The sequence below is a fragment of the Neoroseomonas marina genome, assembly GCF_012927745.1.
GTDB lineage: Bacteria > Pseudomonadota > Alphaproteobacteria > Acetobacterales > Acetobacteraceae > Neoroseomonas > Neoroseomonas marina.
The window spans coordinates 351,923-366,049 of record NZ_JABBKX010000004.1 but is presented as its reverse complement, the minus strand read 5'-3'; the positions used below and the strand labels follow the sequence as shown (position 1 = coordinate 366,049).

Here is a 14,127-nt window from a genome sequence, read left to right as displayed (position 1 = left end):
TCCGGGGCTCCGGCTTGGTCGTTGAAGGTGTGGCAACCACAGCCTCCAACCTCAGCCCCGGAGGGACAACCTCCATAGCAGCGACATCTAGGCGACGGCGTAGGTGCTCCCCGACGCCGCGGCGCCGATCATCGCCTCATAGACCGCGACGCCATGGATCGCGTCCTCGAGCGGCAACGGATAGGCCGGGCCGCCGGCGACCGCGGCGGCGAAGGCCGTCAACTCCGCGCGTTCGATGTCGGTCGCCGGGAAGACCTTTGACTCCGGCGTGCCGTCGCGCCGGCAGACGGTCAGGGATTCATGCCCGTGGAGCACCGCCCAGGCATCGGTGCCGAACAGTCCGACGCGCCAGAAGCGTGGGGCCAGCGCCAGCGTCGCGAAATTCGCCGTCACGCCGCTCTCGAAGCGGAACAGCCCGGCGGTCGTGTCGTCGAGGCCGTTGTCGAGAACGCGCGCATGGGACTGCACCGTCACCGCCGCGATGCGGCCGGCGAGGTTGATGAACATGTCCACCATGTGGATGCCCATGCCGCCCATGCCGCCAAGCGGGCTCTCCGCACGGTTCGCGCGCCACATGCCGGGCTTGTAGGCGAGCGCGCCGGGCCCGCTGAACTGTCCTTCGACATGCAGCAGCGTGCCGAACCGCCCGTCGGCGAGCATCGCCTTCATCTCGGCGATCGCGGGAAGGAAGCGGCGGTTGTGCCCGAGCGCCATGACCACGCCGGCCTGCCGGCACGCCGCGACGGCAGCCTCGGCGCTCGCCTTGGTCATGGTGAAGGGCTTCTCGACGAAGACGTGCTTGCCCGCGCGCGCCGCAGCGATGACCTGCTCCGCGTGCATCCCGTGCGGGGAGGCGATGGCGATCGCTTGCACCGCGGGATCCGCAACCACGGCCTCGAAGGAGGGCAGGATCCGGATGCCCTGCTGAGCGGCCCATTCCGCGGCGCGCTCGGGGCGGCCGGTGCAGCCGGCGACGAAGCGGATGCCGGCGTCGTTGCTGCCCTGCACGCTGTTCACCAGCGTCTGGCCCCACTTGCCCATGCCCACGATGGCCGCGTTCAGCATCGTCATCCTCGCCTCGTCCGTCTCAACGATTGGAATGGTCCTGCGATCCGCCCTCGAGCGTCTCCGCCATGCGGTTCAGCCGCGCGAGACCCCAGGCGACGACGCCGAGGGACAGCGCCACGGCGACCAGCGTCGGCCAGCGCAGTCCGAAATGCTCGCCCGCCGCGCCGAGCAGCAGCGCGCCGAGTGCCGGGCAGGCGCGCGTGATGAGGCCCCAGAGGCTCAGCACGCGCCCGCGCATCGCCGGGTCGGAGGCGCTCTGCGCCAGGGTCTGCACGCTGATGCCGTGCACCGATCCCGCCGCGCCCATCAGCGCTGCGCAGAGAAGCCCGAAGGGAAACCAGGAGGTCGCGACGAAGCCCGCCGTCGCCAGCGCGAGCGCACCGACCCCCAGCACCGCCAACCGCGTCGTGCCTGCGAGCCGGCCGCGCGAGGCCACCATCAGCCCCGACACCAGCGCGCCGATCCCGAAGGCCGCGGTGAGCAACGCGAGGGATTCGGCGCCGCGCCCATAGGCCCGCTCGACATAGGGCGGCAGGATCTCCTGCACGCCGCGCAGCAGCAGCGCGGCGACCGCGGCGAAGCCGAGGATCGGCCCGAGCCCAGGATGCCGCGCGGCGTAGCGCAGGCCGTCCAGCATCTCGCCGAACAGGCTTGCCGTCGCGGCATGGCCGCGGCGCTGGGCGGCGTCCACGCGCAACAGCGGCGTCGTCGTCGTGGCGACGAGGTAGGCAAAGGCGTTGCAGGCAATGGCGGGCCACACGCCGGCGACGGCGATCATCGGCCCGGCCAGCGCGGGCCCGACGAAGCGAGCGACATTGAAGGTCAACGAGTTCAGCGCGACGGCCGCCGGCAGGTCCGCCCGCGGCACGAGCCCCGGCATCAGCGACTGCCGCGCGGGCTGCGCGAAGGAGGCGGCGACACCGCCCACCACCTCGAGCACCAGCAGCGCGCCGATGGTCACCTGGCCGGTCGCGACCAGCAGTCCGATCAGCGCCGCGTTCAGGCCGATCGCCGCCTGGCTCAGCATCGTCATGCGCACGCGGTCGGCGCGATCCGCCACTGCTCCGGCCAGCGGGCTGACAATGACCGCGGGGGCCAGGTCGCAGAAGGCGATGACGCCGACCCAGAAGGCGCTGCCGGTCAGTTCCCAGACGAGCCAGGACACGGCGATGCGATGCATCCACAGGCCCGTCCAGGCCATCAGCGACGCGCCGAAGAAGATCTTCGCGTTGCGGTGGGAAAGGGCGCGGCCGAGCGTTCCGAAGGGGGTCATCGCGCGGCTGGCCGCGCCGTCAGTTCCTCCGCCCGCGGGTCGTCGTCGCCGGAGGGGTCGGGTCCTGCGGCCGCGGACCCGCCGTATTGGCGCGCACGCATTCGCGGATCAGGTCCTCGCGCAGCACGCGGCGGTTGAAGGCGTCGGACTGGATGCGCAGCGTCGGGATGTTGTTCGTCGCGTCGCCCTGCAGCATGGAGGCGTCGTCGCGCGCTGCCTGGCCACGTTCGCGGAAGTTGACGGCGCGCTCGGCCTCGGCCTCGCACTGGCGCCGCAGCGCCGCGTCCTGGCCGATTCCGGCCTCGGCGGCCTGGAGCGAACGCGGCGCGTTCTCCTCCGCACAGGCACCGAGCAGAAGGACGGCGAGGACGGGCAGCGCCGGGACGATGCGGATCATGCGGAAACTCCGGACGGAATCGGTCGAGACAATAACCGGCGTAGACCCGTTTCGTCGAACCGCGCCGCCGCGTCCAGGGGCATCGCGGCCGCGGCCCGCAGCAGGGCCGGATCGATCTCGATCCCGTCGGACGTCATGGCGAAAAGGCCACGCAGCCATCTCGCCCGAGTCATGACCTCGACCAGCGCCAGCAGGCGCAGGCAGAGCGACAACCCGCCGATGGTGCCGAGGTCATGGGCGGCGTCCACCGCCTCCGCCCAGCAGGCGGCATCGGCATCGGCGAGGAGCATTTCCTGCGCCGAGCCGTCCGGGCGGCGGAACAGCAGGCGGCGCGGTGCGCCCCAGCGTTCGGCGGCCGCGGCGGCGCGGGCCCGGTCCCACGCGGCCTCGAGGTCGCGGGGCGCGACCGGCGGCAGCCCTTCGGGGGGCAGGGGAATGGCATAGGCGAGCACCCCGTCCGGGGCGCGCGCGACCCGGATGGGTGTTGGCATGGCCCCAATGTGGGGCAGCGGAACGCCCGGCGCCACCGCCGCGGCGACTTGACCCGCCCTGCGCCTGGCGCAGTCTTGCGACATGACCGAGACCGCCGACCTCACCGCCACCGAGGCCCTCGCCGCGATCCGCGCCGGGCGCCTGACCGCCGCCACCTATGCCGAGGCCTGCCTCGACCGCATTGCCGCCCGGGAGCCGGAGATCAACGCCTTCGCCTGGTTCGACCCGGCCCAGGCGCGCCACGCCGCCGCCGCTGCCCGCCCCGGGCCGCTCGCCGGCATGCCGATCGGCGTGAAGGACGTGCTCGAGACGGCGGACCTGCCGACCCAGCACGGATCGCCCGCCTGGTCCGGCTACCGGCCGCGCTCGGATGCCGCCTGCGTCGCGGCGGCGCGCGCCGCGGGGGCTTTCGTCATGGGCAAGACCGTGACGACCGAGTTCGCAACGCGCCATCCCGGTCCTACCGCCAATCCGGCCAATCCGGCGCATACGCCGGGCGGGTCCTCCTCGGGCTCCGCGGCTGGCGTCGGGGCGGGCTTCTTCCCGATCGCCTTCGGCACCCAGACGGCGGGCAGCATCGTCCGCCCGGCGGCCTTCTGCGGCGTGGTGGGGTTCAAGCCGTCCTACGGCACGCTGCACCGCGCCGGCATGAAGGTGATGAGCGAGAGCCTCGACACCATCGGCGTGATGGCGCGCAGCCTCGCCGATTGCGCGCTGGCGATGTCGGCGATGAGCGGCCTCGACTTCGGCGCACCCGACGCGAAGGTGCCGCGTGCGCCGCGCCTGGCGCTGGTCATGGGCCCGTCCGCCGACCAGGCGGCGCCGGAGACCGTCGCGCTGATGGAACGCGCCGCCGAGGCCTGCCGCCGGGCCGGCGCGACCGTCACGCCGGTGACGCTGCCCGGCGTCTTCGCCGAGGCCTACGCCGCCCATCCCTATGTGATGAACATGGAAAGCGCCGAGGCGCTGGGCTGGGAACTCGCCCATGCGCGGGCCCAGATCTCCGAGGTGCTGCGTGAGCGGATGGACTGGGGCCGCGCCCAGCCGGTTTCGAAGCTCATCGACGGCCGCGCCGCCTTCGCCGCTGCCCGCGCCGCCTTCCCAGCGGCGATCGAAGGCTTCGACGCGGTGCTTTGCCCCTCCGCGCCGGGCGAGGCGCCAAAGGGCCTCGCCTGGACGGGGGATCCGGCCTTCAACACGCTCTGGACGCTGCTGCACGGGCCCTGCGTGACCGTGCCGGCGGGACGCGGGCCGAACGGCCTGCCGCTGGGGGTACAACTCGCCGGGCGCATCGGGGACGACGCGGCGGTGCTGTCCTGGGCGGCCTGGGTGAAGGCCGCCCTCGGCTAGCCGGCCTTCGCGCCGAGCGGGAGGCCCTTCAGGGCCTCCATCGTGTCGAAGTCCCGCAGCACGGCGTCGTCGGCCATCTCCACCTCGACCATCCGGTCGGCATGCTTGCCGACCAGGTGGCGGGCGCCGACATCGCCGGTGATCGACAGCATCTCCGGCAGGAATTCCCGTGCCCACAGCATCGGGTTGCCCTGCTTGCCGCGGAAGGTCGGCATGACGATCGCGCGGCCTTCCTCCGGGTCGAAGGCGGCGATCAGCCGATCGAGCATCGGCCCCGAGACCAGCGGCATGTCGCCCAGGCAGATCACGACGCCCTCGGCTTCCGGCGGCAGCGCGGCGAGGCCGGCCTTCAGCGAGGCCGACAGGCCCTCGGCATAGTCCTCGGCATGGGCGAAGTGGACGGGGCGGCCGGCCAGCGCCTCCTCCACCCGGTCGCGCTCGTGGCCGGTGACGACGATGACGGGGCGGGCATGGCTGCCGAGCGCGTTGTCCACCACCCGCGCGACCATCGGGATGCCCTGGGTGTCGGCGACGAGCAGCTTATTCAGCGGTGCCATGCGGCGCGACCGGCCGGCGGCGAGGATCAGCGCCGCGACGGAGCGCGCCCGGCGCGGCGCGATGGCCGGCGGAGCCACGCGCGGCGCCTGTTCGCGCGGCAGCGGCCGGACCTCGATTTCCTTCAGCAGGCCGCCCACCCCCATGCCCATCACGTCGGCGGCCGTCACCGGCACGCCGGCGAAGATGCGCTGCAGCACCCAGTCGAAGCCGTTCAGCTTGGGGCTGCGCGCGCAGCCGGGCAGCACCATGGCGGGGATCTCCCCGATCCGGCCCAGGCAAAGCAGGTTCCCCGGATCGACCGGCATGCCGAAATGCAGGATCTCGCCGCCGGCGCGCACGATGCCGGCTGGACCGACGTCGCGCCGGTCGACCACGGCCGACGCGCCCGCGACGAGCAGCAGTTCCGCGCCGGCGCGCCTCAGCCGGTTGAGCGCGTCCCCGATCTGCGCTTCCTCGTGCCGGACGCGCTCGACCGGCAGCATGCTGCCGCGCAAATCCTCGACGCGCGCGGTCGTCGCCTCCACCGCGCCTTCCATCACGCTTTCCTTGATGCCCGGCAATTCCGTCAGCACCAGCCCGACCTTGAGCGGGCGGAAGGGACGGATGGCGAACAACGGCGCCTTGCCGCCTCTGGCGACCGCCTCGACCACGCCGAGCACGGGGCCCGGTACGGCGAAGGGGATCACCTTGATGGTCGCGATCATCTCCTTGATCGCGACGGGGGTGTAGTTGGGCAGGGTCGCGACGGTCAGGCTCTCGTCGATCGCATTGATGGCATTGATGCGCTTCTCGTCGATCACCAGCAGCCCGGCGGTCTCGGCCAGCAGGTTCACCCGGCCCGTCGCGGCGCGGGACCGCGCGATCAGCGGCGCGGTCAGCGTCACCGCCAGGCGCTCGGCGGCGTCGTTCTCGGGCACGTCGCCGGCCTCGAGCCGCGCGGTGATCACCTCCCGCTTGCCGCCGTCGCGGATGGCGGCGATCGCCTCATCGTCCAGCACCGTGCCCTTCTTCAGCACCTTGCCGGGCAGACGGAGGGAATGGGCGAGGATGGCGCCTTTCGCCTCCTCGAGCGGGGTCGGGCCGAAGATCATGCGGAGATGCCGATGCTGACGCGGCCGTCCTGGGGCGCGGGGAGGGGACGCGGTTCGCCGAGTGCGGCGCCGCGGCGGGCGGCGACGATCTCCGCCATCACCGACAACGCGATCTCGGGCGCCGTCACCGCCTCGATGTCGAGGCCGACCGGGGCGTGGATGCGTGCGATCGCCTCGTCGCCGTGCCCGAGCTCCTTCAGGCGCGCGACGCGTTTCGCGTGCGTCCGCCGGCTGCCCAGGGCGCCGATGTAGAAGGCGGCGCTGCGCAGCGCGGCGTCGAGCGCCGGATCGTCGAGCTTCGGGTCGTGCGTCAGCGTGACCACCGCGCTGCGGCCATCGGGCTTCAGTTCGGCCATCGCCTCGTCCGGCCAGTCGGTGCGCAGCGTGACGCCGGGCAGGCGTTCCTCCGTGGCGAAGGCGCGGCGCGGATCGACTACGATCATCTCGAAGCCGAGGGGCGCCGCCATCGGCGCCATGGCCTGGGCGATGTGTACCGCGCCGACGACGATGATGCGCAGCGGCGGGTTGTGTGGGTGGACGAACCAGGTCTCGCCGTCGAGGTCGACATTCGTCGCCTTCTCGCGCCCCAGCGCGTCGCGCGCGGCTTCGGCCAACGCGGTGGGCAGGGCTTCCTGCGGCCAGAGGTGCTGTTCGCCGTCCGACATGCGCGTCAGCAGCACGACGGGGCGCTGCGCGGCGCGTTCGGCCTGCAGCCGCGCGAGGATCTGGGCTTTCACGTCAGCGGCTCCACGAAGACCTTCACCTTGCCGCCGCAGGACAGGCCGACTTCCCAGGCGCGCTCGTCCGAGACGCCGAAGTCGAGCAGCTGTGGCGCACCGGTCGCCATGGCCTGCTTCGCAGCATCGGCCACCGCCCCTTCGATGCAGCCGCCCGAGACGGACCCCGTCAGCTTGCCCGAGGCGGTGACGGCCAGGCGTGATCCGGCGGGGCGGGGCGAGGAGCCCCAGGTCTCGACCACGGTCGCGATCGCGACCTGCTCGCCCGCCGCCTTCCAGGCGGCGGCGGTGGCGAGGATGTCCTCGGATTGGGTGGTGTCGGCGGTCATGCGGCGATCCTCCCGCGCTGGGCGGCCTGGCGCCCCGACAATGTGGCGACCAGCTCGCGCAGGCTGTTCAGATTATGCACCGGGCGGAAATCGTCCACATGGGGAAGCATCGCCCGGATACCCTGGGATTTGGGCTGGAACCCGTCGAACCGCAACAGCGGGTTGAGCCAGATCAGCCGCCGGCAGGATCCGCGCAGCCTCTCCGTCGCCTCCGCCAGCCCCTTCGCCCCTTCGCGGTCGAGCCCGTCGGTGATCAGCAGCACCACCGCGCCCTGGCCGAGCACCCGCCGGCCCCAGAGCCGGTTGAACAGCGCGATCGATTCCCCGATGCGCGTCCCGCCCGACCAGTCGGGAACGATGTGCGAGACCATTTCGAAGGCGACTTCCGGATCGCGGTGCTTCAGCTGCCGCGTCACGTTGGTCAGCCGCGTGCCGAACAGGAAGGTGTGCACGCGGTCCCGGTCGTTCGCGACCGCATGCAGGAAATGCAGCAGGACCTGCGCGTAGCGCGACATGCTCCCGCTGATGTCGCACAGCGCCACCAGCGGCGGCGGGCGCGTGATGCGGCGCCGGCGCTCCAGGTCGAGGATCTCGCCCCCCGTGCGCAGGCTTTCGCGCACCGTCGCGCGCAGATCGGCGACGGGGCCGAAGGGGTCGGGGCGGAAGCGCCGCGTCCGCTGTTCGTCGAGCGGCAGCACCAGGCGCCGGATCTCCTGCTTGGCCTGCGCGATCTCGGCGGCCGACATGGCTTCGAAGTCCATCGACTGCAGGCGCTCGCGCTCGCTGACCGTGAAGGTCATGTCGTGCTGCGGCGGGGGTTCCTCGGGCGGCTTCGGCTTCTGCTTGTTCTCCTGCATCGCTTCGGCGAGGCGACGGGAGACCGGCGGCGCCTTCTCGTCCTTGGGTTTGTTGCCGTCCATCAGCGCCATCGCGGCGGCGTGGGCCGCGGCCTCGGGGTCGCGCCAGAACAGTTGGAAGGCCTGGTCGAAGAGCTCGAAATGCTCGCGCTTGTGGACCATGACGGCGCGCAGCGCGGCATGGACCTGGCGACGGTCGGCGATGTCGATCTCGGTCAGCGCGGCAAGGCCCGCGATCGCCTCGCCCGGCCCGAGCGGCAGGCCCGTGCGGCGCAGCAGGCGCGTGAAGGCCAGCAGGTTGTCGGCGAGGTGCCCGCCGGGGGCCATCGCCGCGCCGGCGGCGCGCGCCTGGGCGGCGCCGATGATCGCCGCGGCATCGCGGGTGGGGGTCAGAGCCATGGGCAGGCCTGGGGAGGGGAACCTCCCCCGGACCCCCTCCCTTCCTTGTCCGTCAGCAAGGGGCGCCGGGCGCGGCGGCCGGGCCCATCCCTGGGGACGGTTTCCAAAGGCCTTTCGGCCTGTGTGGGACCCCATTGGCGTTGCACGGCAACGCCAATGGGCACCCGTGGTGGGTGGGGTCCGGGGAGGGCAAAGCCCTCCCTGGTGGGCGTTGCGTTCACACCGCTGCCGCGACGGCCTCGGACACAAGCCTGGCCGCCTCCGCGCCCTTCAGCTTGGCGATGTCGTCCTGGTACTTGAGCAGCACGCCGAGCGTCTCATCGACCGCACCGGGTTCGAGTTCCTTCGCGTCCAGCGCCGCCAGCGCCTGCGCCCAGTCGATCGTCTCCGCCACGCCCGGCAGCTTGAAGTAGTCGCCGTCGCGGACCTTCTGCACGAAGGCCACGATCTGGGCGGAGAGCTTCTCGGACAGGCCCGGCGCGCGCACCCGCAGGATGGCGCGTTCCCGCGCCGCGTCGGGATAGTCGACCCAATGGTAGAGGCAGCGCCGGCGCACCGCGTCGTGCACCTCCCGCGTGCGGTTCGACGTGATGATGACGACCGGCGGCGTCGCCGCGCGCACCGTGCCCAGCTCGGGGATGGTGATCTGGAAGTCGCCCAGGATCTCCAGCAGGAAGGCCTCGAAGGGCTCGTCTGCGCGGTCGAGCTCGTCGATCAGCAGCACGGCCGGCTCGCCTTCGAGCGCCTGCAGCAGCGGGCGGGACTGGAGGAAGCGGCGGTCGTAGATGCCGCGCTCGAGCGCCTCGCGGTCGGTCTCGCCGGCCGCTTCCGCAAGGCGGATCGCCATCAGCTGGCGCGCGTGGTTCCACTCATAGGCCGCGGCGGACAGGTCGAGGCCGTCGTAGCACTGCAGCCGCACCAGGTGTCGCGGCAGCATCTTCGCGAGGACCTTGGCGATCTCGGTCTTGCCGGTGCCGGGCTCGCCCTCGAGGAAGAGCGGTCGACCCATGCGCAGCGCGAGATGCACCGTGGTCGCCAGCGCGCGGTCGGCGATGTAGCCGCCGGCCGCAAGCAGCGCCTGCGTGTCGCTGACGGTCTCCGGCAGGCTCACAGGAACATCAGCGCAAGGATGACGAGCCAGACGGCGCCGCCGGCCCAGGCCAGCAAGGGAATCCCCATGGGCGCTTCAGGCAGCAGGTCGAAGATCGAAATGCCCGCCGGCGCGGTGGGTGCGGAGCGCGGCGCGCCGATGATCGGCGCGGCTTCCTGCGGCGCAGCGAAGGAGGCCGCGGCCGCGCGGGCTTCGGCGGGCGCCGCAGCGATCTCGGCCTCGGGCTCGGCCGGCGGCGCAACGGCGGCGGCGAAGCGATCGAAGAACTGGTCGGACATCTGCTTCGCGGTGCTGTCGATCAGGCGGGCGCCAAGCTGCGCCATCTTGCCGCCGACCTGCGCCTTCACCGTGTACTTCAGCAGGGTCTCATTCGGACCGACCTCCTCGAGCGCGACATCCGCGCCGCCCTTGGCGAAGCCCATCGCACCGCCATTGCCTTCCCCGGTGATGGTGTAGGAGGCGGGTGCGTTGATGTTCTCGAGCTTGACCTTGCCGCCGAACTTCGCGGCCATCGGGCCGATCTTGAGCGAGACCTTGGCCTCGAAGGCGTCCTCGGCGGTCCGTGTGACCGATTCGCAGCCGGGGATGGCGGCGCGCAGCATCTCGGGGTCGTTCAGCGCGTCCCACACCCGCTGACGCGGGGCTAGGATCCGGCGCTCGCCGGTCATGTCCATCGGATGGTCTCCTGTCCAGGTCGCAAACTAGGACCGGGGACCCGGTGGGAAAAGGGGTGCCCCCCTTGTAGGCCCGGGCGTCATCCTGCAAGGACGGGCCAGGAACTGCGCCGGGCCGGACCTGGTGGCACCCCCGGGGGACCGAGAGACGATGCGCCTGGCCCGAGCCCTCTCCACCTGCATGGCGGGATCGGCCCTGCTGATCGGCGGGGCGGCGCCGGCCGCGGCGGCTGGCGTCTCGGGGGCGGATCTCTCCCTTGCCTGGGGCATTCCCTTCGTCGGCATGCTGCTGTCGATCGCGCTGATGCCGCTGCTCGCCGGCCATCTCTGGCACCACCACTACGGCAAGATCGCGGCGGGCTGGGCCGTCCTCCTCATCGCGCCCTTCGCCGTTGCCTTCGGGCCCGAAACCGCGGCCTCCGAGGTGTGGCACATCGTCCTGCAGGAATACGTCCCGTTCATTGCGCTGCTGCTCGCGCTCTACGTCACCGGCGGCGGCGTGCTACTGAAGGGGACGCTGATCGGCACGCCGGCGGTGAACACGGCCCTGCTCGCCCTCGGGACCGTCATCGCATCGCTGATGGGAACGACCGGCGCCTCGATGCTGCTGATCCGTCCCGTGCTGCGCGCCAACGCCTTCCGGCGGCGCAAGACGCACACCTTCGTCTTCTTCATCTTCCTGGTCAGCAACATCGGCGGTTCGCTGACGCCGCTCGGCGATCCGCCGCTCTATCTCGGCTTCCTCAAGGGCGTGTCCTTCTTCTGGACCACGACGCACCTGTTCGCGGAGTTCCTGACCTGCGCGGTGCTGCTGCTCGGCATCTACTACGTGCTGGATTCCTGGGCCTGGTCGAAGGAGAAGGCGGCCGTCCCGGACACCGGCGCACGTGAACCGCTGCGCGTCGAAGGCACGGTGAACCTCGGCCTGATCGGCCTCGTCGTCGTGACGGTGCTGTTGCAGGGCTACTGGCAGCCGGGAGAGGTCACGATCCTCGGCCAGCACATCGGTGCCGAGCGCCTGGTCGGCATCGCCGTGTTCGTCACCATCGCCTATGTGTCCATGAAGCTGACGCCGGCGTCGCTGCGGGAGGAGAACGGCTTCGCCTGGGGCGCGATCCTCGAGGTCGCCAAGCTGTTCGCCGCGATCTTCGTGACGATGGCCCCGGTGCTGGCCATCCTGCGCGCGGGGCCGGACGGGGCGGCAGGGCCGCTCGTCGCGCTGACCTCGGATGCCGCGGGACAGCCGATCCCTGCGGTCTACTTCTGGCTGTCCGGCGTGCTGTCCTCCTTCCTCGACAACGCCCCGACCTACCTGGTGTTCTTCAACCTGGCGGGGGGCGACCCGGCCTACCTGATGACCCACGGCGCCCTGACGCTGGTCGCGATTTCCTGCGGCGCCGTCTTCATGGGGGCCAATTCCTACATCGGCAACGCACCGAACTTCATGGTCAAGGCCATCGTGGAGGAGAACGGGGAGCGCATGCCGTCCTTCTTCGGCTATTGCGCCTGGGCGTTGGTGTTCCTGGTGCCGCTGTTTATTTTGATAACGCTGATCTTCTTCTGAGGAGGGCCCGATGCCCTACGTCATCGCCGACGACCTGCCCGACGAACCCGCGGGCGTGCGTTTCCGCCGCCTGCTGGACAGGCCGCAGATCCTGCAGATGCCCGGCGCGCATCTCGGCATCGCCGCGCTGCTGGCGAAGAAGCAGGGGTTCGAGGCGCTCTACATGTCCGGCGCGGCGATGTCCGCGACCATGGGCCTGCCGGACCTCGGCATGATCACGGTGGACGATGTCGCCTGGCATGTCCGCCAGGTGGTCCGCGCCTCGGCCCTGCCGGTGCTGGTCGACGGCGACACCGGCTATGGCGAGGCGCTCAACGTCATGCACATGGTCCGCACCTTCGAGGAAGCCGGGGCAGGGGCCGTGCACCTCGAGGACCAGCTGCTGCCGAAGAAGTGCGGGCACCTCAACGACAAGAAGCTGGCCAGCGCCGAGGACATGGCCGCGAAGGTGGCCGCGGCGCGCAAGGCGCGGAAGAACCTGGTCATCATCGCCCGTACCGATGCGGCGGCGAGCGAGGGGATCGACGGCGCCGTGGCCCGCGCGCGGCTCTATCTCGAAGCCGGCGCCGACGCGATCTTCCCCGAGGCATTGACGACCCGCGAGATGTTCGTCGAGTTCGCGAAGCGCATGCCGGGCGTGAAGCTGCTCGCGAACATGACCGAGTTCGGGCGCACGCCCTTCTTCACCGCCGCGGAGTTCCAGGAGATGGGCTACGCGATGGTGATCTGGCCGGTGAGCCATCTGCGGATCGCCGCGCGGGCGATGGAGGAGCTGTATGTCGGGATCCGCAAGGATGGCGGCACGCAGAACATGCTCGGGCGGATGCAGACCCGCGCGCAGCTGTACGAGACGATCGGCTACCACGATTACGAAGCGCTGGACGCGACGCTGATCCGTACGGTTGTGCCTGAAGGCATGCCGCAAACCTGAGGCTGCAGGACCTGCGTCATTTGGGCAACAACTCCGGCTGGCACCGCGACGTATTGCGGGGGCCGGCTGGCGTCCCCCTGGGCACTGATCACGAGTCTGTGTAACCGTCCTTCGTCTCAATATCGGGAACAGCGCGGCGGTCGTCGCGGTCCCGGGAACGAAGGATTGCAGCATGAAGCGCGTGCTCCTCGCCTCCGCGGCCCTGTCCTGCATCGCCGCCGCGCAGCCGCGGGGTGCGGCCGCCCAGATGGTCGAGGGGCTGTATGTCGGCGGCCTGGCCGGCGTCACCTGGCTGTCGGACACGAACGCGCCGATCGCCCCGCCGGCCTCGGCCAATCTCTCGACCCCGTCGGACCATTTCCAGCGCAAGTGGGACCCGGGCTTCGCGGGCGTCCTGAATGTCGGCTACGGCCTCATCGGCGGGCTGCGCGGCGAACTCGAGGCCTTCTATCGCACCAGCGATGCGGCAAGTGGTCTCGCCTTCAACCGGCCGGCCTCCGGCGGGACGGCGAACAGCTACGGGCTGATGGCGAATGTCTACTACGACTTCGCGATCGGCGGTCCGAACCCCGTGGCCATCCCCTATGTGGGCGGCGGCGTCGGCTACGCCTGGACCGACTGGTCCAGCGTCGGCGGGCGCGCCGGCAGCGCGGCGCTGAACATCGACGGATCGGACGGAAGCTGGGCCTATCAGGCGATCGCCGGCGTGGCCTTCCCGATCCCGGCCGTGCCGGGCCTCGCGATCACGGCGGAGTATCGGTACTTCGGCACCTTCGACAATCCGTCGCTCTCGGGCACCGTCACCGGGCCTGGCTATGCGCGCAGCCAACAGATCCCGGTCGCGACCTCGAACCACAACGTGATGCTCGGCGTGCGGTTCAACTTCGGCCGCATCCCGGCGCCGGCCCCGGTGGCCGCAGCGGCGCCGGCCCCGGCGCGCACCTTCATGGTGTTCTTCGACTGGAACCGCGCCGACCTCACCGATCGGGCCCGCCAGATCATCGCGGAAGCGGCGCAGGCGCGGACGCGCCAGCAGGTGACGCGGATCGACGTCACGGGTCACACCGACACCTCGGGCTCGGCGCAATACAACCAGGGCCTGTCGGTGCGCCGTGCGAATGCGGTCGCGGCCGAACTCGTGCGCCTGGGCGTGCCGCGCGGCGAGATCACCGCGCGCGGCGTCGGCGAGAGCCAGCTGCTCGTCGCGACCCCGGACAACACCCGCGAGCCGCAGAACCGCCGCGTGGAGATCGTCCTCCGCTGACGAGGGCCGGCAGGGGGAACGCCAGGGCGTCC

At 71.4% G+C, this 14,127-nt stretch carries 14 protein-coding genes; 4 read left to right on the top strand and 10 right to left on the bottom strand.

What is annotated here, in order from left to right:
- Positions 1 to 87: 87 nt before the first annotated feature.
- Genes GWK16_RS14900 through GWK16_RS14885 form a run of 4 tightly spaced genes read right to left on the bottom strand, consistent with a single transcriptional unit; the run spans position 88 to position 3,229 of the window.
- Positions 88 to 1,071: a Gfo/Idh/MocA family protein gene (locus tag GWK16_RS14900; protein ID WP_248291382.1), complete on the bottom strand. Its 984-nt coding sequence runs from the start codon at positions 1,069 to 1,071 to the stop codon at positions 88 to 90.
- A gap of 16 nt (positions 1,072 to 1,087) precedes the next feature.
- Entirely contained in the window at positions 1,088 to 2,341 is a 1,254-nt protein-coding gene (locus GWK16_RS14895; protein ID WP_170054741.1) for an MFS transporter, read from the bottom strand.
- A 19-nt stretch (positions 2,342 to 2,360) separates the two neighbouring features.
- Positions 2,361 to 2,738, bottom strand: a complete 378-nt coding sequence (locus tag GWK16_RS14890) for a hypothetical protein (RefSeq protein WP_170054740.1) — start codon at positions 2,736 to 2,738, stop codon at positions 2,361 to 2,363.
- Positions 2,735 to 3,229, bottom strand: coding sequence for a hypothetical protein (locus GWK16_RS14885; RefSeq protein ID WP_248291381.1), 495 nt, complete (start codon positions 3,227 to 3,229; stop codon positions 2,735 to 2,737). Before GWK16_RS14885 ends, GWK16_RS14890 begins: the two co-directional genes overlap by 4 nt.
- Before the next feature lie 82 nt (positions 3,230 to 3,311).
- On the opposite strand from GWK16_RS14885, the gene GWK16_RS14880 reads away from it, so the two are divergent.
- Positions 3,312 to 4,580, top strand: a complete 1,269-nt coding sequence (locus GWK16_RS14880; protein ID WP_170054739.1) for an amidase — start codon at positions 3,312 to 3,314, stop codon at positions 4,578 to 4,580.
- On the opposite strand, the gene GWK16_RS14875 is transcribed toward GWK16_RS14880, so the two are convergent.
- The 6 genes from GWK16_RS14875 to GWK16_RS14850 form a co-directional block, all read right to left on the bottom strand.
- Positions 4,577 to 6,229, bottom strand: coding sequence for an NTP transferase domain-containing protein (locus GWK16_RS14875; protein WP_170054738.1), 1,653 nt, complete (start codon positions 6,227 to 6,229; stop codon positions 4,577 to 4,579). The two genes, GWK16_RS14880 and GWK16_RS14875, sit on opposite strands and share 4 nt — an antisense overlap.
- Positions 6,226 to 6,966, bottom strand: a complete 741-nt coding sequence (locus GWK16_RS14870) for an XdhC family protein (RefSeq protein WP_170054737.1) — start codon at positions 6,964 to 6,966, stop codon at positions 6,226 to 6,228. The genes GWK16_RS14875 and GWK16_RS14870 overlap by 4 nt, the downstream gene beginning before the upstream one ends.
- Complete coding sequence (locus GWK16_RS14865; protein WP_168038393.1) at positions 6,963 to 7,295, bottom strand: XdhC family protein; 333 nt, start codon at positions 7,293 to 7,295, stop codon at positions 6,963 to 6,965. Before GWK16_RS14865 ends, GWK16_RS14870 begins: the two co-directional genes overlap by 4 nt.
- Positions 7,292 to 8,551 (bottom strand): vWA domain-containing protein, encoded by a 1,260-nt coding sequence (locus tag GWK16_RS14860; protein ID WP_338144483.1) that lies wholly within the window; start codon positions 8,549 to 8,551, stop codon positions 7,292 to 7,294. The genes GWK16_RS14865 and GWK16_RS14860 overlap by 4 nt, the downstream gene beginning before the upstream one ends.
- Positions 8,552 to 8,768: 217 nt before the next feature.
- Positions 8,769 to 9,662 (bottom strand): AAA family ATPase, encoded by an 894-nt coding sequence (locus GWK16_RS14855; protein WP_170054736.1) that lies wholly within the window; start codon positions 9,660 to 9,662, stop codon positions 8,769 to 8,771.
- Complete coding sequence (locus GWK16_RS14850; RefSeq protein WP_170054735.1) at positions 9,659 to 10,336, bottom strand: SRPBCC family protein; 678 nt, start codon at positions 10,334 to 10,336, stop codon at positions 9,659 to 9,661. Before GWK16_RS14850 ends, GWK16_RS14855 begins: the two co-directional genes overlap by 4 nt.
- Positions 10,337 to 10,487: 151 nt before the next feature.
- Here GWK16_RS14850 and GWK16_RS14845 point away from each other — a divergent pair, with 151 nt between their 5' ends.
- The 3 genes from GWK16_RS14845 (at position 10,488) to GWK16_RS14835 (ending at position 14,095) form a co-directional block, all read left to right on the top strand.
- Positions 10,488 to 11,900 carry a sodium:proton antiporter gene (locus tag GWK16_RS14845; RefSeq protein WP_211187415.1) on the top strand — a complete coding sequence of 471 codons (1,413 nt, stop codon included), beginning with the start codon at positions 10,488 to 10,490 and terminating at the stop codon, positions 11,898 to 11,900.
- 10 nt (positions 11,901 to 11,910) lie between these two features.
- Positions 11,911 to 12,831, top strand: coding sequence for a methylisocitrate lyase (prpB, locus tag GWK16_RS14840; protein WP_170054734.1), 921 nt, complete (start codon positions 11,911 to 11,913; stop codon positions 12,829 to 12,831).
- A gap of 172 nt (positions 12,832 to 13,003) precedes the next feature.
- Positions 13,004 to 14,095, top strand: a complete 1,092-nt coding sequence (locus GWK16_RS14835) for an OmpA family protein (protein WP_170054733.1) — start codon at positions 13,004 to 13,006, stop codon at positions 14,093 to 14,095.
- Positions 14,096 to 14,127: the final 32 nt, after the last annotated feature.